Origin of the sequence: Candidatus Thiothrix phosphatis (assembly GCF_035668035.1) — a bacterium.
Taxonomy (GTDB): Bacteria; Pseudomonadota; Gammaproteobacteria; order Thiotrichales; family Thiotrichaceae; genus Thiothrix; species Thiothrix phosphatis.
Genome location: NZ_JAYMYJ010000110.1, coordinates 35007 through 52666, shown reverse-complemented (window position 1 = coordinate 52666; position 17660 = coordinate 35007). Strand labels below are relative to the sequence as shown.

The 17660-nt window shown below is 57.1% G+C and carries 17 protein-coding genes, 1 tRNA gene and 1 pseudogene; 13 read left to right on the top strand and 6 right to left on the bottom strand.

Annotated elements, in window-relative coordinates:
• Positions 1-62: 62 nt before the first annotated feature.
• Positions 63-1382 (bottom strand): ATP-binding protein, encoded by a 1320-nt coding sequence (locus VSS37_RS11490; RefSeq protein WP_324695345.1) that lies wholly within the window; start codon positions 1380-1382, stop codon positions 63-65.
• Entirely contained in the window at positions 1379-2044 is a 666-nt protein-coding gene (locus VSS37_RS11485) for a response regulator (protein WP_324695343.1), read from the bottom strand. Before VSS37_RS11485 ends, VSS37_RS11490 begins: the two co-directional genes overlap by 4 nt.
• A 306-nt stretch (positions 2045-2350) precedes the next feature.
• Here VSS37_RS11485 and VSS37_RS11475 point away from each other — a divergent pair, with 306 nt between their 5' ends.
• From VSS37_RS11475 to VSS37_RS11460, 4 genes are read left to right on the top strand one after another with little or no spacing between them, the layout of a single operon-like run.
• Positions 2351-3139 (top strand): COG4705 family protein, encoded by a 789-nt coding sequence (locus tag VSS37_RS11475; RefSeq protein WP_324695342.1) that lies wholly within the window; start codon positions 2351-2353, stop codon positions 3137-3139.
• A gap of 31 nt (positions 3140-3170) precedes the next feature.
• A complete protein-coding gene (locus VSS37_RS11470) occupies positions 3171-3968 on the top strand; it encodes a COG4705 family protein (RefSeq protein WP_324695340.1) in 798 nt (265 codons plus the stop codon).
• A 16-nt stretch (positions 3969-3984) separates the two neighbouring features.
• Positions 3985-4647 (top strand): response regulator, encoded by a 663-nt coding sequence (locus VSS37_RS11465; protein ID WP_324695338.1) that lies wholly within the window; start codon positions 3985-3987, stop codon positions 4645-4647.
• Positions 4623-5939 (top strand): ATP-binding protein, encoded by a 1317-nt coding sequence (locus VSS37_RS11460; RefSeq protein WP_324695336.1) that lies wholly within the window; start codon positions 4623-4625, stop codon positions 5937-5939. The genes VSS37_RS11465 and VSS37_RS11460 overlap by 25 nt, the downstream gene beginning before the upstream one ends.
• Positions 5940-6006: 67 nt before the next feature.
• Here the strand turns inward: VSS37_RS11460 and VSS37_RS11455 are convergent, their stop codons facing one another.
• From VSS37_RS11455 to VSS37_RS11445, 3 genes are all read right to left on the bottom strand, one after another.
• Complete coding sequence (locus VSS37_RS11455; protein ID WP_324695335.1) at positions 6007-6375, bottom strand: hypothetical protein; 369 nt, start codon at positions 6373-6375, stop codon at positions 6007-6009.
• A gap of 86 nt (positions 6376-6461) precedes the next feature.
• Positions 6462-8204, bottom strand: coding sequence for a SulP family inorganic anion transporter (locus VSS37_RS11450; protein WP_324695333.1), 1743 nt, complete (start codon positions 8202-8204; stop codon positions 6462-6464).
• An 82-nt stretch (positions 8205-8286) separates the two neighbouring features.
• Positions 8287-8532: a HypC/HybG/HupF family hydrogenase formation chaperone gene (locus VSS37_RS11445; RefSeq protein WP_324695331.1), complete on the bottom strand. Its 246-nt coding sequence runs from the start codon at positions 8530-8532 to the stop codon at positions 8287-8289.
• Between the two features lie 138 nt (positions 8533-8670).
• Here VSS37_RS11445 and VSS37_RS11440 point away from each other — a divergent pair, with 138 nt between their 5' ends.
• The 7 genes and pseudogenes from VSS37_RS11440 to VSS37_RS11410 form a co-directional block, all read left to right on the top strand.
• Positions 8671-9183, top strand: a complete 513-nt coding sequence (locus tag VSS37_RS11440) for a HyaD/HybD family hydrogenase maturation endopeptidase (RefSeq protein ID WP_324695329.1) — start codon at positions 8671-8673, stop codon at positions 9181-9183.
• Positions 9180-9602, top strand: a complete 423-nt coding sequence (locus VSS37_RS11435; RefSeq protein WP_324695327.1) for a hydrogenase expression/formation C-terminal domain-containing protein — start codon at positions 9180-9182, stop codon at positions 9600-9602. Before VSS37_RS11440 ends, VSS37_RS11435 begins: the two co-directional genes overlap by 4 nt.
• Positions 9583-10698, top strand: a complete 1116-nt coding sequence (locus tag VSS37_RS11430) for a hydrogenase small subunit (RefSeq protein WP_324695325.1) — start codon at positions 9583-9585, stop codon at positions 10696-10698. Before VSS37_RS11435 ends, VSS37_RS11430 begins: the two co-directional genes overlap by 20 nt.
• Entirely contained in the window at positions 10695-11357 is a 663-nt protein-coding gene (locus tag VSS37_RS11425) for a hypothetical protein (RefSeq protein WP_324695323.1), read from the top strand. Before VSS37_RS11430 ends, VSS37_RS11425 begins: the two co-directional genes overlap by 4 nt.
• The gene (locus tag VSS37_RS11420; protein WP_324695321.1) at positions 11354-12637 is read left to right on the top strand and encodes a (Fe-S)-binding protein; all 1284 of its coding nucleotides are present in this window, start codon (positions 11354-11356) and stop codon (positions 12635-12637) included. The genes VSS37_RS11425 and VSS37_RS11420 overlap by 4 nt, the downstream gene beginning before the upstream one ends.
• On the top strand, positions 12634-13083 hold the full coding sequence (locus VSS37_RS11415; RefSeq protein WP_324695319.1) for a hypothetical protein: 450 nt from the start codon (positions 12634-12636) through the stop codon (positions 13081-13083). The genes VSS37_RS11420 and VSS37_RS11415 overlap by 4 nt, the downstream gene beginning before the upstream one ends.
• Positions 13084-13093: 10 nt before the next feature.
• Positions 13094-14707: pseudogene (locus tag VSS37_RS11410) on the top strand (nickel-dependent hydrogenase large subunit); the annotation flags it as partial.
• Between the two features lie 267 nt (positions 14708-14974).
• On the opposite strand, the gene VSS37_RS11405 reads toward VSS37_RS11410, so the two are convergent.
• Positions 14975-16537 (bottom strand): class I adenylate-forming enzyme family protein, encoded by a 1563-nt coding sequence (locus tag VSS37_RS11405; RefSeq protein ID WP_324695314.1) that lies wholly within the window; start codon positions 16535-16537, stop codon positions 14975-14977.
• Positions 16538-16809: 272 nt separating this feature from the next.
• Between VSS37_RS11405 and VSS37_RS11400 the strand changes: the two genes are divergently transcribed.
• Positions 16810-16885: transfer RNA gene (locus VSS37_RS11400), tRNA-Thr, on the top strand.
• A 230-nt stretch (positions 16886-17115) separates the two neighbouring features.
• Entirely contained in the window at positions 17116-17550 is a 435-nt protein-coding gene (locus VSS37_RS11395; RefSeq protein ID WP_324695312.1) for a hypothetical protein, read from the top strand.
• The last annotated feature ends 110 nt before the right edge of the window (positions 17551-17660 follow it).

The following is a 17660-nucleotide window of genomic DNA, read 5'->3' as shown; positions in this document are numbered from 1 at the left end:
ATTCTAGGGAGGGGAGAATTAAAGCTTTCTTAAAGAAAATCGGCCGGAAAATTAATTTTTGTTTAAGTATGTGCAGACGTGTTGTAAGGCGGGAAAGCCACGCTGATTTGTAGCCCTTGTCCGGAGGGGGCGTCTTCCAGGCTGATGCAGGCCTGGTGCTGGTCGGCGATGTTTTTGACAATCGCCAGCCCCAGGCCGGTGCCGGGTGCGTTGTCGCCGGGGCAACGGTAGAAACGGTCGAAGACGCGCTGGCGGCTTTCCGCTGGAATGCCGCAGCCGCTGTCTGTGACCCGCAGGATGGGGGTGCCTTGTTCCTGGCAAACCTGGAGATGGACGCCGCCACCGGCAGGCGTGTGGTTGAAGGCATTTTCCAGCAGGTTTTTCAACAGGATGCGCAGGCTGTGCGGATTTCCCCGGACAATGATGTCGGGAAAGGGGACGGTGGTGGTGAGGCCGACCTGTTTCTGGCTGGCGGTGGCGGCGTAGTCGCTGCTGATTTCCTGTACCAGTTCGCCCAATGCTGTTGTGTCATCGGCGACAGGATTGCGGGCGCTTTCGTGGCGGGCCAGCGTCAGCAGTTGTTCCACCAGGTGGATGGCGCGGTTGATGCGGTCGTGCAGCTTGGCGAATCCGGCCAGCCGCTGGGCGTCGGTTTTCGCCCGTTCCGTCAGTTGCAGTTGCAGCTTCAGGGCGGTGAGGGGGGAGCGCAATTCGTGGGCGGCGTCGGCAATGAAATCCCGTTGCGCCGAGAGGGCTTTGTCCAGCCGTTCCAGCCAGTTGTTGAGGGCGCGGACGATGGTGGCCAGCTCCAGCGGCAGGTTCTGGTCGGGCAACGCCTGCAAGTCGGTCGGGCTGCGTTTGCCAAGTGTTTGGGCAATGCCTTCCAGCGGTGCCAGGCTGCGCTGCACGATGACGGCGACCAAAATCAGCATGGCCGGAACCAGCAGGAAAAACGGTGCCAGCGAGCGGATGGCCAAGCTGGCCGCCAGTTCATGCCGCACACTGAGCGGTTGGGCGATCTGGATGAAATTTCTGCGCCGGTTTTCAATGTACAAGCGCCAGTCTTCGTCAAACGCCCGCACGGTCTGGAAGCCCTGCTGCTTGTAGCGGGGCAGGGAAAAGGCCCGGTTGGAGGTATAAATGAGCTTGTCCTGCGGGTTCCAAACTTCGATCAGGATGTCTTCCTCCAGTTCTTCATTCTGGTGGATGGCTGCGGTGTCGACATGGGCTGGCAGGGAGAGGGCAGTTTGCTGCAACTGGTAATCGAACAGCTGGTTGGCTTCATGGCGCGCCTGGTAATAGATGGCGAACCCGGCGCTGCTGGTCGCCAGCAGGATGCCGCCGGATAGCCACCACAGCAGTTGCCGCTGGATGCTTTTCATGCCGGGCTGGCGGCGACCTTGTAGCCCACGCCGCGCACATTCTTGATGAAGTCAGTCCCCAGTTTCTTGCGCAACATGTGGATGTAGACCTCGACCGTGTTGCTTTCGATTTCCTCATTCCAGCCGTACAGCTTTTCTTCCAGGCGGGCGCGGGAAACGACTTCGCCCGGCGTTTCCAGCAATACTTGCAACAGGCCGAATTCGCGCGCGGACAGGTGCAACGGCTGGCCTCGGAAGACGGCTTCGTGGGTGGCGGGGTTCAGCACCAGCCCGGCGCTGCTCAGTTCGGTCTGGATGCGGCCAGATTTGCGCCGCAACAGGGCGCGGATGCGCGCCAGCAGCTCGTCCAGGTCGAAAGGTTTGATCAGGTAGTCGTCCGCGCCGCTGTCCAGCCCTTTTACCCGGTCAGACGGGGCGTCGCGCGCCGTCAGGATCAGCACGGCGGCTGGGCCTTTGCGTTTGCGGTAAGCCGTCAGCACCTCCAGCCCCTGTTTGCCGGGCAGGCCCAGATCCAGCAGCACCAGGTCGTACAGGTCATGCTCCAGGGCGAGTTCCGCGCTGTGCCCGTCACGCACCCAGTCGACGGCGTAGTTTTCGTTATGCAGGCTTTCTTCCAGGCTTTCCCCGATCATGGGGTCGTCTTCAACCAGCAACAGGCGCATAGGATGTCCATTTTGGTGTCATTGGGGGACAATACCCCCTTTTTTGCTGACCGGAAAGGGGAGGCAGATTACCAAATGGCCACTATTGGGACAGGGGATTTGCAGGGGATGAATGCTTCAGGCAATTGGTTTTTCTGGGCTGCGCTATCGGCGGGGTTTGCAGCGCTTACCGCCATCTTCGCCAAGATTGGCATATAAGGCGTCAATGGTGACCCGTTCCAACCTAAGTCACAGCTAAGTTTCGGCAGTTAAGCTCCTTACTGTTTTCAACCAAAAGATAAATCCGTCACAGGAGAGCTCTGCAATATGAACGAAACAGGCATAAATTCGGCGCTGGTCAAGGTGCCGGTCATCATTACCCTCTATTTCTGGATCATCAAAATCCTCGCCACCACCGTGGGTGAAACCGGTGCGGATTTTTTGATTTTCAACCTTCACTTCGGTTTGCCCGCCACCTCCGCGCTGATGGGTGTGCTGCTGGCAGTCATTCTGTATACGCAGGTCAAAGCCGGGCGTTACATTCCAGGGTTGTACTGGGTGGCCGTCGTTATGGTGAGCATCGTCGGCACGCTGATTACCGATAACCTGACGGATAACCTGGGCGTACCGCTGGAAGTTTCCACCATCGCTTTCAGCGCCTTGCTGGTCGTCACCTTCTGGTTGTGGCATCGCGTGGAAGGTTCTTTGTCCATTCACAGCATTTTTACCCTGCGCCGCGAACTGTTTTACTGGGCCGCCATCCTGTTCACCTTTGCGTTGGGGACTGCCGCAGGCGACCTGATGGCGGAATCTGTCGGGCTGGGTTATGCCTTGTCGGCGCTGATTTTTGGCGCGGTAATCGCCCTGATTACGACTGCTTACTATGCGTTCAATCTGAACGGAGTCCTGGCGTTCTGGCTGGCCTATGTCATTACCCGCCCGCTGGGCGCATCCATTGGTGACTGGTTGTCGCAGGATGTGGCCAACGGTGGTTTGGGATTAGGAACGGTCGGAACGACTGCCGTCTTTCTGGCAGCCATCCTGGGGCTGGTGGGCTACCTGACTATTTCCCAGGTAGATGCGCCCCGGTTGACCGAAGCCAAAAACGCTGCCTGATTTCCACAACTGCCATGGAAAAACCATCACGATGAATACGAATGCGACAACTTTGGACGCCAACATGGCGGATACCCTCATCAACCGTGTGCCGCACATTATCCTGCTGTACTGGGTGATCAAGATTGCCTCCACCACGCTGGGTGAAACCGGGGCGGATATGTTTTCGATGACCTATGACCTGGGGTATGGCGCAACCATCCTGCTGTTCATGGGTCTGTTTGTGGTATTGCTCGGCGTCAAACTGGCCATGAAACGCTATGGGCCGGTGACGTACTGGCTGACTTTTACAGCTACTGCTATCGCCGGAACGGCTATTTCTGATTTTATCGACCGCACACTGGGTCTGGGTTATGCGGCAGGCTCCGCCTTGCTGGTGAGTTTACTGCTGATGGTGCTGCTGGTGTGGTATGTGCGGGAAAAATCCATCAATGTGGAATACATCACCAATACGCCTTCTGAAGTGTTTTACTGGCTGGCGTTCCTGATCGCCAACACGCTGGGCACGGCGGCAGGCGATTTCGTGGCGGATCAGCTGGGCCTGGGGTTTGCCGATAGCGCCATGCTGATCACCGGGATGTTGGTCGTGATTGCCTTGCTGCACTTCTATACCAAGGTATCTGGAACCTTGCTGTTCTGGCTGGCGTTCGTGTTGACCCGGCCATTTGGCGCAACCTTCGGTGATTTGCTCACCAAGACGCATGAGAAAGGCGGGCTTGATCTTGGTACAGTAAGTTCATCCCTGTTTTTTGCGGTCATTCTGGTGGCGGCGGTTTACCGGGAGACTCAACTGGAGACATCCAGAAAGGCCATTCCTGAACTGGATTGAGGTGGGAATTCCAGCCATGCGAATTTTGCTTGCCGAAGATGATCGGCTAATCGGCACAGCTATCCAGCAGGCTCTGAAAGATGCAGCCTATGCGCTGGATTGGGTGCAAGATGGCGAGTCCGCCCTGACTGCCATTGCCGCACAAACCTATGACCTGATGCTGCTTGATCTGGGGTTGCCGCGCTTGGATGGCGTGGCGGTTCTGACCCGGTTGCGGCAACACCAGCAGGCTGTGCCGGTTATCATCATTACTGCCCGTGATGCTTTGGAAGACCGGATTCAGGGTTTGGATCTCGGGGCGGATGATTACCTCGTCAAACCGTTTGCAGTCGATGAACTGCTGGCCCGCATCCGCGCCGTTGCCCGCCGTCATCAGGGTAGCGGGAAGCCTGTGCTGGACAATGGTGTGATCGAACTGGACCCCGCCACCCATTTGGCCACACGGGAAGGAAATGCCGTTACCCTGTCCGCCCGCGAATTCGCCCTGTTGCAGGCGTTGATGATGCGCCCCGGCACCATACTTTCCCGCACGGAGCTGGAAGACCGTATCTACGGTTGGAACGAAGAGGTGGAAAGCAATGCCGTTGAATTCATCATCCATTCCCTGCGCAAAAAGCTGGGCAGTGACGCCATCAAGAATGTGCGGGGTGTGGGATGGATGGTAGCCAAAGGCCGGTAAACCGCTCGCTCCAGCAGAATCTGAACCGCTGGATGCTGTCAGCGGTGTTGGTGTTTTCCCTGCTGGCTGGCGCTGTATCCGGCTGGACAGCATTCGATGAGGCGCGGGAGTTGCAGGATTCCCTGTTGCAACAGGTAGCGGCGCTGGTTGCCAACCGGGCACGCAGTATCAGCCTGCCGGTGGATGTTGACCCGGAAGATACGCTGGTGGTGCAGCGCCTGGGGGATACTGACAGGCAGAGTCTGCCTATCCCGCCGAATTTGCCGGATGGGTTGCATACGCTGGATTTTGCGGGTATTGGCTGGCGGGTGTATGTCTACACCGCATCACCTGCGGCAAGTAGTCAGGGAGGGCGCTTCGCTGTCAGCCAGCAAACCGAAGCCCGCGACGAGGTGGCCTGGGGCAGTGGTCTGCGCACATTGCTGCCTATATTGCTGTTGGCCCCGGTCTTGATGGCAATGGTCAGTTTCGCTGTCAATCGGAGTTTCAGGCCGGTGCGGGTGCTGGCCAGTGCTGTGGACAAGCGTGACGAAAACCGCCTTGACGATTTGCCGGAACAGCGGGTTCCGCAGGAGTTGTTGCCTTTCACCCATTCCATCAATCGCCTGTTGGCGCGGCTGCGGGCGGCTATTACCCAGCAGCAGCGGTTTGTGGCGGATGCCGCGCATGAGCTGCGGACGCCGGTGGCGGCCATTTCCCTGCAAGCTGAAAACCTGGCTAACGCCCATACACTGGAGGAGTCCCGCGAGCGGCTTGCCCCTGTGCAGGAGGGGCTGGAACGGTTGCGCATTCTGGTTGCCCACTTGCTTGATCTGGCCCGTTTGCAGGGGGAAAGCCGCGCTGAACCTGAGACAACGGACTTCCGGCAAGTCGTGCAGCTTGCCATTGCCGAGTTGTACCCGTTGGCTGAAAGCAAATCCATTGACCTCGGCATGCTGCGCAACGAGTCGCTCTCCGTACAGGATATAACGGGCAGTCTGGGGGTGTTGGTGCGCAATGCGCTGGAAAACGCCATTCGCTATACGCCTGCTGGCGGCAAGGTGGATGTGAGCCTGTTTGCACAGTCGGGGCAGGCGATTTTGCAGGTGGAAGATTCGGGGTGCGGTATTCCGGAAGCCGAGTTGGTGCGCGTATTCGAGCCGTTTTACCGGGTGGGTGTAAGTATTGAACCGGGCAATGGGCTGGGGCTGGCGATCAGTCAGGAAATTGCCAGACGGTTGGGCGGACGTGTCCGGCTCATAAACCGGGAAACAGGTGGATTATTGTTTGAATATCAACAGCCGTTACTGTGATGGTGCAAGCCCCGCCAGCTCATATGCTGTCTTTTCAAACCAGCCAGCCGCAGCGGCTTGGTCATACTCAGCATGGGCTATCGAAGCAAACCACTTTTCTGATCCGGTTCGCGGCATCCTGGCCAACACGCTTTGCAACATCGAAAGTATCCGCTACCGACATCACGATGGCAGTCGCTTTTTGGCTGGGTCGGGCCACACATGTGATCGCAACATAAGCACCGCCTGTTTCTCCCGCAACCTCCTCTGGACTCTTGTGACCATTAGCGAAGTGCATGTCTCTGCTCACGTTACTGGCAAACGAGAGGCATGTCTTCTCCGACGATGCATTGACTGGAGTTTTTTCGAAGTAGAGCGAGGCGGCGTAACCATTGGGAATTGCCGCTGCGAACCCACCGACCAAGGCCGCGCAGAGAACTGTTTGCTTTACGTGCATGATTTAAGCTCCAACTGTTGTTTTCAGTTAACCCTCCCAATGAAGTTTACTCCCGAATTCGGGTCGGAACCAGATGCGGTGTGCCCTCAGGCAGCAGCCCCAGGCAACTGGCGGCACTCGCGGAAAATCCGTAGGCGGCAGTTGGAGCAGATGGAATGGTTCAGGCGCAGCGTCAATGAATGGATGGCGGCTTCCTTGCTGGAGAAGACGTTGCCGTCGCCAAAGTCCGCCAGGAAATCGATCCGGTCCATGAAGTCGAAAACCTTGTTCTTGACGCCCTGGATGTACAGGCCGCCGCCAATGGCTTTCAGGCGTTTGGCTTCCTGGATCAGCATTTCCGCCCCGGCCAGGTCGATGAAGTTGATGCTTTCGCCAATGATCAGGATGTGCTTGATGCCTTGCTGTTCGGAGATCATGGCGAGTTCGGTCTGCACCTTGTTCAGCGAGCCGAAGTAGATGGACATGTCGATGCGGATGATCTTGAGCTGGGGGCATTCCTTGAGGCCAATGTCGGCGACTTCCGCCATTTTGTGGCGGGGTTCGTTGGGGTCAGGTGCCATCGTGGAGATGTTGGGCAGGGAGGTGCGCATCAGGAAAATCACCAACGACAGGATCACGCCCATGTAGATGGCGAATTCCAGCTCCAGGAACAAGGTGGCGAAAAAGGTGGTGGCGAGGATCGAGGTTTCGGATTTGCTGCTTTCCAGAATGTGCTTGATGTGATGGGTGTCGATCAGGTTGTAGGCCACCAGCAGGATGACGCCGCCCATGGCGGCCACTGGCAGGTAGGCGGCCAGCGGCGCGACCAGGATGACGATCAGCGCCAGGAAGATGGCGGCGAAGATCGCTGACATGGGGGTTTTGGCCCCGGATGAAAAATTGACGCCGGAACGGGTAAAGGAGCCGGAGCCTGCATAGCTGGAAAAGAAACTGCCGATGACGTTGGACAAGCCCTGGCCGATGAATTCCTGGTTGCTGTCCAGCCGCTGGTGGGTTTTGGTGGCGATGGAGCGGGCGATTGAAACCGCTTCGATCAGGCCCAGCAGGGCGACGGCGAAAGCGCCGGAGGCCAGTTGCTTCAAGGTTTCGAACGACAGTTCAGGCAGTGAGAACGGCGGCAGATGGCCGGGAATTTCACCCACGTATTTGATGCCGTGGTATTCCCCGCCCAGCGCAATGCTGGCGAGGCTGCCCATGACCATGCCGAACAGCAGGTGCGGCATTTTGGGCAGGTAGTGTTTCATGACCAGCGCGGACAGGATGGTGAAGCTGGCCACACTCAGGATGTAAGGGTTGATCTGGGGAAACCCGAGCGCGATGTCCAGCCAAGTATGCAGGAAGGATTCGCCTTGTGGGATCTTGATCCCCAGCACATGTTTTGTCTGGCTGGTGGCGATCAGGATGGCGGCGCCTGCGGTGAAGCCGATCACCACGGTGTGGGAGACGAAGTTCACCACCTTGCCCATTTTCATCAGCCCCAGCGCCAGTTGGTAGACGCCCGCCAGGAAGGTCAGCGTCAGCACCAGTTGGATGAATTGCGGCGAGCCTGCGTCGGCGTAGCGGCTGATGGTGGAAAACACCACCAGGGAAATGGCGGTGGTCGGCCCGGAAATCAGGTGCAGCGAGGAGCCAAACAAACCCGCGATGATCGGTGTGATCATCGCGGTGTAAAGGCCGTATTCGGGCGGGAGGCCAGCGATGGCGGCAAACGCCACGCCCTGCGGCAACACAATCACCGCCCCGGTCAATCCGGCGAACAGGTCGGCTTTGAGCGTATCGCCATTGACTTGCTTAAACCAAGCCAGAAAGGGCAGGAAGAGGTGTTTCATCGTGCGTGCGCCTCAGTAAGCCGGAATGGGGGCGCATCTTAGCATATAAGAATTTACGCATATAGGAGGAAAGTACAGTTTTTTAGCCGGATTTATGATCTAGGGCGGCAAAAATTTCATCGTAATGCGCCCATACGGCGGCGGCTTCTTCCGCCGTCACGGTTTGCATGACCTGACCCAGGCTGATCATGACATAGTCGCCTATTGCTACGGTTTCCTCCGGCAGCATCAGCAGGCCCGCTTCGCGCACGACGCCGCGGGCTTCGCAGCGCACGCTCAGGCCGTCGCCGCCGATGGCGGTCACTTGCATCGGAATGGCCAGGCACATGGTGTTTTTCCCCGTTCAGGTCAATGTTTCCCGATCTTACCGGCCTGAAGCTGGATTGTGTTGACCCATGTCAAATGATTGCGGGGAAATGGGTGGACAATGACGGCTGTTCACAATGGAACTGGTAAATGAAAAACAATGTTGGTGTTAGGCGTTGGCAATATTTTGTTACAGGATGAGGGCATTGGGATTCACCTGTTGAAATTTATGGAAAAGCATTTTGCCGCCCTGCCGGGCGTCACTTACCTGGATGGCGGAACCTTGAGTTTCACCCTTGCCGGTGAAATTGAAACCCATGACCACCTGCTGGTGCTGGACGCAGTGGAGCTGCACGCCCCGCCCGGTGCCTTGTGCTGTTACGAGGATGAGGCGATGGATTATTTTCTCGGCACCGCCAAACGCAGTGCCCATGAAGTCGGCCTGTTGGATTTGATGGACATCGCCCGCTTGTCCGGCCATCTGCCAAAACGCCGCGCCTTGGTCGGCATCCAGTATGGGGTCTTTGGCTGGGGCGAAGAGCCGACGCCAACCGTAAAAGAAAACATTCCGCTGGCCGGAAGGCTTGCCGCCAACCTGTTGCAGAAGTGGGCGGTGGAGGAACACCTTCCCTGCCAGCAACGCCACGCACCCAAATTGGAGCTCGCCAAATGACGTTGAACGCTATTCCCGTCCACACTGAAACGGTTGCAACCGGCAACCTGCGTCCGCTGCTGCATGAAATCCATCATGCGCTGGGCGAGCTGGCGGCGCACGGAACCCACGGCATGATTGACCTGCACGGCCTGCCGTTTTCCCCGCAGGAATTTACCCAATTGGAGGAATTTCTAGGCGATGGCGAGGTGGACATCACCCTCACGGTGCTGGGCAAAACCCGTCTGCGCGAAAGCGGTTACGCCGGGGTCTGGCGGGTGGAGCATTTTGACGATGATGGCCAGCGCATTGGTTACTTTATCGAGGTTGGCCATGTCCCTGAAATCCTGCGTTCCCAATGCGATGACATCCAGGAAGGGCTGGCCGTCATGACGACTGTCCTGGCAATGGAGGAAGAAAATGAGAACGAAACAGCCTGATTCCCTGTTCCCGCAAACGGTTGGCGAGCACCTGCGCGCCCAGGGGATTTCGCGGCGCGGTTTCCTGAAATTCTGCGGCCTGCTGGCCTCGAGCATGGCGCTGGCTCCCGCGATGGTGCCGAAAATCGCGGCTGCGCTGGAGCAGGCCAAGCGCCCGTCGGTGATCTGGTTGTCCTTCCAGGAATGCACCGGCTGCACTGAATCGTTGACCCGTTCCCACAGCCCCAGCATCGAAGGGCTGATCTTTGACGCCATTTCGCTGGATTACCACCACACCTTGCAGGCGGCTGCCGGTTATGGTGCGGAAGAGGCGCGTGAAGCGGCGATCAAGGACAATTACGGCAATTATGTGCTGGTGGTGGATGGTTCCATCCCGTTGGATAACCCCGGCTTTTCCACGATTGCCGGGGTCAGCAACCTGGATATGCTGAAAGAAGCGGCGGCGGGTGCGGCGGCCATCATTGCGGTCGGCACTTGTGCTGCGTTTGGTGGCTTGCCCAAGGCAGACCCGAACCCGACTGGGGCGGTGTCCGTCGCCGACATTATCAAGGACAAGCCGATCATCAATGTGTCCGGTTGCCCACCGATCCCGGTGGTGATTACCGGCGTGATTGCCCATTTCCTAACCTTTGGGCTGCCTGAGCTGGACAGTCTGGGTCGCCCGAAGGCTTTTTACGGGCAGAATATCCACGACCGTTGCTACCGCCGCCCGTTCTATGAGCGCGGCCTGTTTGCCGAAACCTTCGATGACGAAGGGGCGAAAGCCGGTTGGTGTTTATACAAGCTGGGTTGCAAGGGGCCGATCACCTACAACGCCTGCGCGACCACCAAATGGAACGGGGGCGTCAGTTTCCCGATCCAGTCCGGGCATGGCTGCCTGGGTTGCTCTGAACCTGATTTCTGGGATTTTGGCGGCTTTTACCGGGCGTTGTCGATCCCGTCCGGGGTGTCGGGCAAAACGGTGGTGTATGCGGCGGCAACCGGCATTGCTGCCGGGGTCGCCGTCGGTGCCATGAACAAGAAGGGCAAGACGGACGCCGTCGGTTTGCACAAGACCGTCACCGTCGAGGAGCTGAACCAGGAGTCACAGTCATGAACGAGGTCGATTTCCTGTTGTGGGTGAAAGGGCCTGCGTTTACGTTCGCGGCTGTGGTTTTCATCGCGGGCGTGGCGCTGCGTTTGTTTGAAATCCTGTCATTGGGGCGCAAGCAGAATTTCGCCGTCCCCAAGGGCAACCCGATGCAGGGCGGCCTGCGCGAAATCTGGCGGCGTTCCCTGCCGGTGGACAAGCCTACCTTCCAGCGCTCCTTGTTCACCATCGTGGGCGGGTATGTGTTCCACATCGGCCTGTTCGTGGTGATCCTGCTGCTGGGGGCGCATATCGCGCTGATCAGGAGCGTCATCGGCTTCGGCTGGCCGAATTTGCCGACGCCGCTGGTGGATGCGTTCGCCGTGATCACCATGCTGGCGTTGCTGGCGGTGTTGGCGCATCGCCTGCGCCATCCGGTGAAACGGTTCCTGTCCACGCCGACAGATTATGTGGTGTGGGGGGCGACTTTCCTGCCGCTGCTGACCGGCTACATGGCTTACCACCATCTGCTGCTGTCGCCGCAACTGATGTTGGCGCTGCATATCCTGAGCGTGGAATTCCTGCTGGTGATTTTCCCTTTCACCAAGCTGATGCACACGTTCACGCTGTTCCTGTCCCGCTGGTATAACGGCGCATCCATGGGGATGCGGGGGGTGAAGTCATGAGCGCACTGACTCTCGAACGCGGCATCAACGAATTCAAGGCGCAACTCGACGCGCCGATGGCCAGTTTCTTTTCCTCGTGCGTGTCCTGCGGGATGTGCGCGGAAGCCTGCCTGTTCTACACCGAAAACCCCGACCCACGGCATACGCCCATCTACAAGCTGGAGCCGATGCGCCGGGTGTGGGAACAGGAATACACCCTGGTCGGCAAGCTGAAAAAAGCCTTGGGGCTGGGCAAGCCAGTGACGGACGCCGAACTCGCCGAATGGCAGGAGCTGGTTTACAACAATTGTTCCTTATGCGGGCGCTGTTCCGCAGTCTGCCCGGTGGGCAATGACATCACCTACATGATCCGCAAGATGCGCGAAGGCATGGTGGCTTCCGGCCACGCCCCGGAAGGGCTGATTGGCGCATCCACCCGCGCGGTGCAGATCGGTAGCCCGATGGGGGTCAAATTGCCTGCCTTGCAGGCGCAGGTCAAACACATCGAGAAAGCGACCGGCATGGCAGTGCCTTTCGATAAGGAGGGCGCGGAATACCTGCTGATGCTGTCGTCGATGGAAATCATGAATTATCCAGAGTACCTGGAGGCTGTTGGTAAAATCCTCACCAACGCAGGCAAAACCTGGACGTTGAGCACAGATTGTTTCGAAGCCACCAACTCGGGCATCCAAATAGGATCGTCAGACATTGCGAGGGAGCTTGTCAGCCGAGTGGTAAATGCTGCCGAGAAGCTGAAAGTCAAGACTGTCATAAGTCCTGAGTGTGGTCATGCGTACACGGCCCTGCGTTGGGAGGGCCCCAACCTTATTGGGCGGCCTTATACATTTGCCGCCAAGCACATTGTTGAAGTGCTGGACGAATTGCGTGTCCAAGGTTTGCTGCAAACCGAAGGCTTTGAAGAGGCCAAGCTGACTTTCCACGACCCGTGCCAATTGGTGCGTCGTGGTGGGGTTATCCAGCAGCCACGTAACCTGCTCAATCTGGTGGCGAAAAACTTCGTGGAAATGTCGGATGCAGGTGCCATGAACTGGTGTTGCGGCGCGGGTGGCGGCGTTTCCGCCAACGAGGACGCCAACGAAGTGAAAATGAAGGCTTTCCAGCGCAAGAAAAAGCAGCTGGATGAGCTCAAGGTCGACACGCTGGTGACCGCTTGCGCCAACTGCCGCATCCAGTTGGAGGAAGGCCTGGAAGAGAACGAGATGGATCTCCCGGTGGTCGGCCTGACCGAAATGATTGCCGAGCATCTGGTGGAACGCGAGGACAAGGGAGGTGCATCATGATCATGAGTGACACCGATTTCCGCAAGGAACTGGAACAACTGAGCTTGGTTCAGCAGCGCCGGGTAGGGGCGGTTTTTGTGCGCAATGTGCTGGCGCTGACGGCTGACCCTGCTGTCGCCAAGGTGGTGGATGTTGCCGCCAATGCCGAAGAAGCAGGCGAGGATGAACTGGCGCTGGCGTTCAAGAATGCCAAGGCGGCTGCGTTGGAAAGCCATACCCGTTGCGGGGCTGACAGTGATTGGCAGGCGCAGGCAGGTTACTTCGTTGCGCGGGCAGCTTCGGCGCTGGTTGCTCCAGCCAAGCAAGCCAAGGCTCCCGCTTGGGAAGCCGCCGCCAATGCACGCATGGCGCGCACCTGCGGCATGATCGAGTCCGCTGACGCCACCATGCACGAGGAAAGCGAGGCACAGTACCGCTTCCTTGAGCAGTTCCTGAACGACATTTGAGGACAAGAATATGGCAGACCGTGTCGTTGTAGACCCCATCACCCGCATCGAAGGCCACTTGCGCATTGAGGCGCAAATGAACGGCAACACCATCGAGCAGGCCTACTCTGCGGGCACCATGGTGCGGGGTATCGAAATTATCCTGCGCGGGCGTGATCCGCGTGACGCCTGGGCGTATGCACAGCGCATCTGCGGTGTGTGCACGCTGGTGCATGGCATGGCTTCGGTGCGTTCGGTGGAAAATGCGCTGAATTACGCCGTTCCGCCCAATGCGCAACTGATCCGCAACCTGATGATCGCCGCGCAATACGTGCATGACCATGTGATGCATTTCTATCATTTGCACGCACTGGATTGGGTGGATGTGGTATCTGCGCTCAAGGCTGACCCCAAAGCGACCTCGGAGCTGGCGCAGAAGATTTCCCCGAGCTGGCCGAATTCTTCCGCTGGTTATTTCGCTGATCAGCAGACCAAGCTGAAGAAGTTCGTCGAGTCCGGGCAACTGGGTATTTTCGCCAAGGCTTATTGGGGGCACCCGGCCTACAAGCTGCCGCCGGAAGCTAACCTGATGGCAGTTTCGCATTATCTGGAAGCGCTGGCTTGGCAGCGTGATGTGGTCAAGTTGCACGCCATTTTCGGCGGCAAGAACCCGCATCCGAACTTCCTGGTAGGGGGTGTGCCTTGCCCGATTGATGTGAATTCCGACTCTGCCATCAATATGGAACGTCTGGCGCAGGTGCAGACCATCATCAAGCAAATGCAGGATTTCGTCGACAAGGTATACGTGCCGGATACGCTTGCCATTGCCAGTTTCTACAAGGACTGGTTCAAGCAGGGTGAAGGTTTGGGCAACTTCATGACCTACGGCGATTTCCCGGAAAAGGGCATGGATGACCCGGCTTCCTTCCTGATTCCGTCCGGTGTCATTCTTAACCGTGATCTGTCGACGATTCATCCGGTTGATCTGAATGCAGATGATCAGATTCAGGAATTCGTCGCGCATTCCTGGTACGACTACAGCGGTGGCAAGGAGCAGGGTTTGCATCCTTACGCGGGCGAAACCGAACTCAACTATTCCGGCCCGAAACCGCCGTATACCCAACTGGAAGTGGATCAATCCTATTCCTGGATGAAATCACCGCGCTGGAAAGGCCAGCCGGTCGAGGTTGGGCCGTTGGCGCGGGTGCTGATGTTGTATGCCACCGGCCACGAACACACCAAGGCGCTGGTCGATTACAGCCTGAAGTATCTGGATGCGCCGATCGAAGCTTTGTATTCCACCTTAGGCCGCACTGCCGCGCGCACGTTGGAAACCAAGGTCATTGCCGACAAGATGCAGACCTGGTTCGACAATCTCGTCGCCAATATCAAGGCGGGCGACACCAAGACTTTCAACGAAACCTTGTGGGAGCCTTCCAGTTGGCCATCCAAGGCGCAGGGCGTGGGTTATATGGAAGCCCCGCGTGGCGCATTGGCGCACTGGATCGTGATCAAGGATGGCAAGATCGACAATTATCAGGCGGTCGTGCCCAGCACCTGGAATGCCGGGCCGCGTGACGTGCAGAACCAGCCGGGTGCGTATGAAGCTTCGCTGGCGGGTCACGAACTGCACGATCCGAAACAGCCGGTGGAAATCCTGCGCACCATCCACAGTTTCGACCCGTGCATTGCCTGTGCGGTGCATGTGACCGACCCGGATGGGGAAGAGCTGATCAAGGTGCAAGTGCGGTAATGACACATGGATAAGTTGAATGCCGTGTTGGGCTAGTGTTTTTTGCTATCAGGCGGGTGGTGGCTAGTTTGAGGAGAGGATAGCCGTTGCTGGTCTGGTGCTGAAAGGAGAGGGCGTACCCAGTGTGCGCCCTCTTTTTTGTTGGCTACTGAAAACTGCTCAATACGCAAACATCCCTGCCACAGCCTGCCGATCCAGCTTGCCAGCTCCAGTCAGCGGCAACTGGGACACCTGCCGGATTTGCCTGGGAACCTTGTAAGCTGCCAAATAGTCCCGGCAAAAATCCTTCAGTTCCGCTTCCGTCACGCTCTGGTCGGCATGTAACACCACCAACGCCACCGGCGTTTGCCCCCACTGGGGATCAGGCACGCCAGCACAAATCGCGCCTGCGACCGCCGGGTGTTTCATCAGCGTCTGCTCGATCTCTTCCGGGGACACGTTTTCCCCACCGGAAATGAACATGTTGTCGGCCCGACCCTGGATAAAAACCATGCCATTCTGGTCGCGCATCGCCAGATCGCCGGTGTAGACCCAGCCGTTTGCGTCCAGAACCGTCTCCGTCCGCTCTGGATCATTGAGATAGCCATCAAAATTATGCGGGCTGCGCAGGCACAACACGCCCACCTCGCCCGTTCCAACCTCGCGCCGCGTTTCCCGGTCAATGATCTTGGCGTCGCAATGGAACATGGGCGTCCCGATGCTGGCTGCATTCGTCAACAACTCTTCCAGCGATTCCGAACGGGCGATATAGGCGAAATTGGATGGGCCTGCCTCGGTCATGCCATAGGTCTGGCTGATGGGGACGCCTTTGTCCAGGAAAGCCTGCATCACCGCTTTTGAGCAGGGTGCGGCGGCGGTGGTAATGGCTTTCACCTGGGAAAAATCGGTTTCCCTGAATGTCGGATGCGCGATCAGGAATTGCAGCATAGCCTCCACCGCGCCGAAGTTCTCGACCCGTCCTTCATGGATCAGTTGCAGGATGAGGCCAGGGTCGAATTCGCGCAGCAGGACACTGGTAAGCCCGGCGTGGAACACTGGGGTAAAGGTATTCCAGCCGCCGATATGAAAGAATGGGAAGGTAATCAGCACCTTGCGGAAGGTTCCCACCAAGCCGGTCGTAAGAATGTCGAAGGAATTCCACACCATCTGCCGATAGGACACTATGCAGATCTTCGGTACAGCCGTCGTGCCTCCGGTATGGACGTATAGACAGCGATCACTCAGCGCCAGGGGAATATTCACTTCCCTCGGTTCGGTCTTGAGGATGATGTCCTCAAAGGCGTTTTGTTCGCCATCGACATTGATCACGGCTTTGACCGAAGCGGGCATCGGTAAAGCCGATACCAGTTCAGCAAATTGATTTTCGTGAAACAGGGCGCGGGGGTTCAGGCGCGACAGCAAATCGCCCAGTTCCGGCTTTTTCAGGCGTTGGCTCAAGGGTGCCAGGATGATGCCCAATTTGCCGCAGGCCAGATAAATATCAATGGCCTCAATGCGGTTGCGGCAGATCAGCGCGACCACATCGCCTTTGCCCAGGCCCAACACATCAGCCAGATAGCTCCCTACCCGACAGGCCCGCTCATTCATCGCCTGAAAAGTGTAGGATTTTTGTGTCGCTGAATCGTAGAGAGCGGTACGTTCAGGGGTCAGGGCTGCCCGCCGACCCGCCCAGTCCCCGACCCAATTCATCGGTAACTCATCATAATTTCTATTATTTTCCATCGTATCCTCCCGGTCTGACAAAAAAAGGAGCGCCGCTGGCCAGCGCAATGCTGTGTACCTGCAACCGTGCTGGCTCCAATACAGGATAAGCATAATGATGGTTCTGCTGGGAGGACAACATCACCAATGTTCACATTGCCTGCGCGGTGCATGTGACTGACCCGGATGGGGAAGGGTTGGTTCTTTATGATGAAGGGTGGAATATTGGCGGCAAGTGGTGTAAAAAGTTGTTGCGCGCCAAAAATCTATTCTATAGAATTTGCACTCCTTAAGCCGGTATAGCTCAGTTGGTAGAGCAACTGACTTGTAATCAGTAGGTCCCCAGTTCGAGTCCGGGTGCCGGCACCATATAAAAGTGAAAGGGCTTGTAGCAATTCTACAAGCCCTTTTATTTTTTACGTATGCCTGTTAATCTAACCAGGTTTCTTGCTGAAGCAGCCACCTATGTTTAATTCAAGTATTGCCGGTCTTTTTTTGGCAGTATTCCCTTCAATAATATTCAACGTTGCATTCAGCTTAAAACAAAATCTATAAATCCCCATAATTCTGTTTTTGAATTAGGTCAGTTGAGGAACTAAATGAGCAAAAAACCTTCGTCAGGAAGTTTTGATATTTTCCTGGGTATGGAGCATATCGGAGGAAGAAACAATCTGTGTCTGTCGTTTGGCGCTGGCCTATTCAGGAAGTTGGGTTGGTCATCAGGGGATTGGCTGGAGTTCGACACCAGCGAGCCGGGGAAAATTTCCTTCAGGCAAGTCGAAGAATCATCCGAAACCTTGTTTAACGCCCGGAAAATAAAACAGCAAGCCGGATTCTACAAAATCTGTTTTTATTCGGCGCTATTCAAATTTCCCAAATCAGTGGAGCTTTCTAAGGAGCTGGCGTCTTTCAATGCCAAAACCTGGAGTTTGACGCTGGATATACCCGAAGAATATCAAGTGCCGCAGGAGGTGCTTAACCAGCCGCGTCCTTTGACTGTGGATGATATTGCCGCAGCTTTTAGCAAAATGTAAGTTAATATGCGCACGGGTTAAATTACGGCACTGCACAATAACCGGATGTGCCGCAGGTTTTTATCATTCTGTTTACTGATTGCTGCCCTGGGGTTATTGCAGGGGAATCG

Bases quoted from the DNA above. Each gene is read 5' to 3' on its own strand.
- VSS37_RS11425 (WP_324695323.1), top strand. From the start codon at position 10,695: ATGAACGAGGTCGATTTCCTGTTGTGGGTGAAAGGGCCTGCGTTTACG.
- VSS37_RS11405 (WP_324695314.1), bottom strand. From the start codon at position 16,537: ATGGAAAATAATAGAAATTATGATGAGTTACCGATGAATTGGGTCGGG.
- VSS37_RS11455 (WP_324695335.1), bottom strand. From the start codon at position 6,375: ATGCACGTAAAGCAAACAGTTCTCTGCGCGGCCTTGGTCGGTGGGTTC.
- VSS37_RS11460 (WP_324695336.1), top strand. From the start codon at position 4,623: ATGGATGGTAGCCAAAGGCCGGTAAACCGCTCGCTCCAGCAGAATCTG.
- VSS37_RS11485 (WP_324695343.1), bottom strand. From the start codon at position 2,044: ATGCGCCTGTTGCTGGTTGAAGACGACCCCATGATCGGGGAAAGCCTG.
- VSS37_RS11430 (WP_324695325.1), top strand. From the start codon at position 9,583: ATGAGAACGAAACAGCCTGATTCCCTGTTCCCGCAAACGGTTGGCGAG.
- VSS37_RS11445 (WP_324695331.1), bottom strand. From the start codon at position 8,532: ATGTGCCTGGCCATTCCGATGCAAGTGACCGCCATCGGCGGCGACGGC.
- VSS37_RS11420 (WP_324695321.1), top strand. From the start codon at position 11,354: ATGAGCGCACTGACTCTCGAACGCGGCATCAACGAATTCAAGGCGCAA.
- VSS37_RS11440 (WP_324695329.1), top strand. From the start codon at position 8,671: ATGTTGGTGTTAGGCGTTGGCAATATTTTGTTACAGGATGAGGGCATT.
- VSS37_RS11470 (WP_324695340.1), top strand. From the start codon at position 3,171: ATGAATACGAATGCGACAACTTTGGACGCCAACATGGCGGATACCCTC.
- VSS37_RS11450 (WP_324695333.1), bottom strand. From the start codon at position 8,204: ATGAAACACCTCTTCCTGCCCTTTCTGGCTTGGTTTAAGCAAGTCAAT.
- VSS37_RS11490 (WP_324695345.1), bottom strand. From the start codon at position 1,382: ATGAAAAGCATCCAGCGGCAACTGCTGTGGTGGCTATCCGGCGGCATC.
- VSS37_RS11435 (WP_324695327.1), top strand. From the start codon at position 9,180: ATGACGTTGAACGCTATTCCCGTCCACACTGAAACGGTTGCAACCGGC.
- VSS37_RS11465 (WP_324695338.1), top strand. From the start codon at position 3,985: ATGCGAATTTTGCTTGCCGAAGATGATCGGCTAATCGGCACAGCTATC.
- VSS37_RS11395 (WP_324695312.1), top strand. From the start codon at position 17,116: ATGAGCAAAAAACCTTCGTCAGGAAGTTTTGATATTTTCCTGGGTATG.
- VSS37_RS11475 (WP_324695342.1), top strand. From the start codon at position 2,351: ATGAACGAAACAGGCATAAATTCGGCGCTGGTCAAGGTGCCGGTCATC.
- VSS37_RS11415 (WP_324695319.1), top strand. From the start codon at position 12,634: ATGATCATGAGTGACACCGATTTCCGCAAGGAACTGGAACAACTGAGC.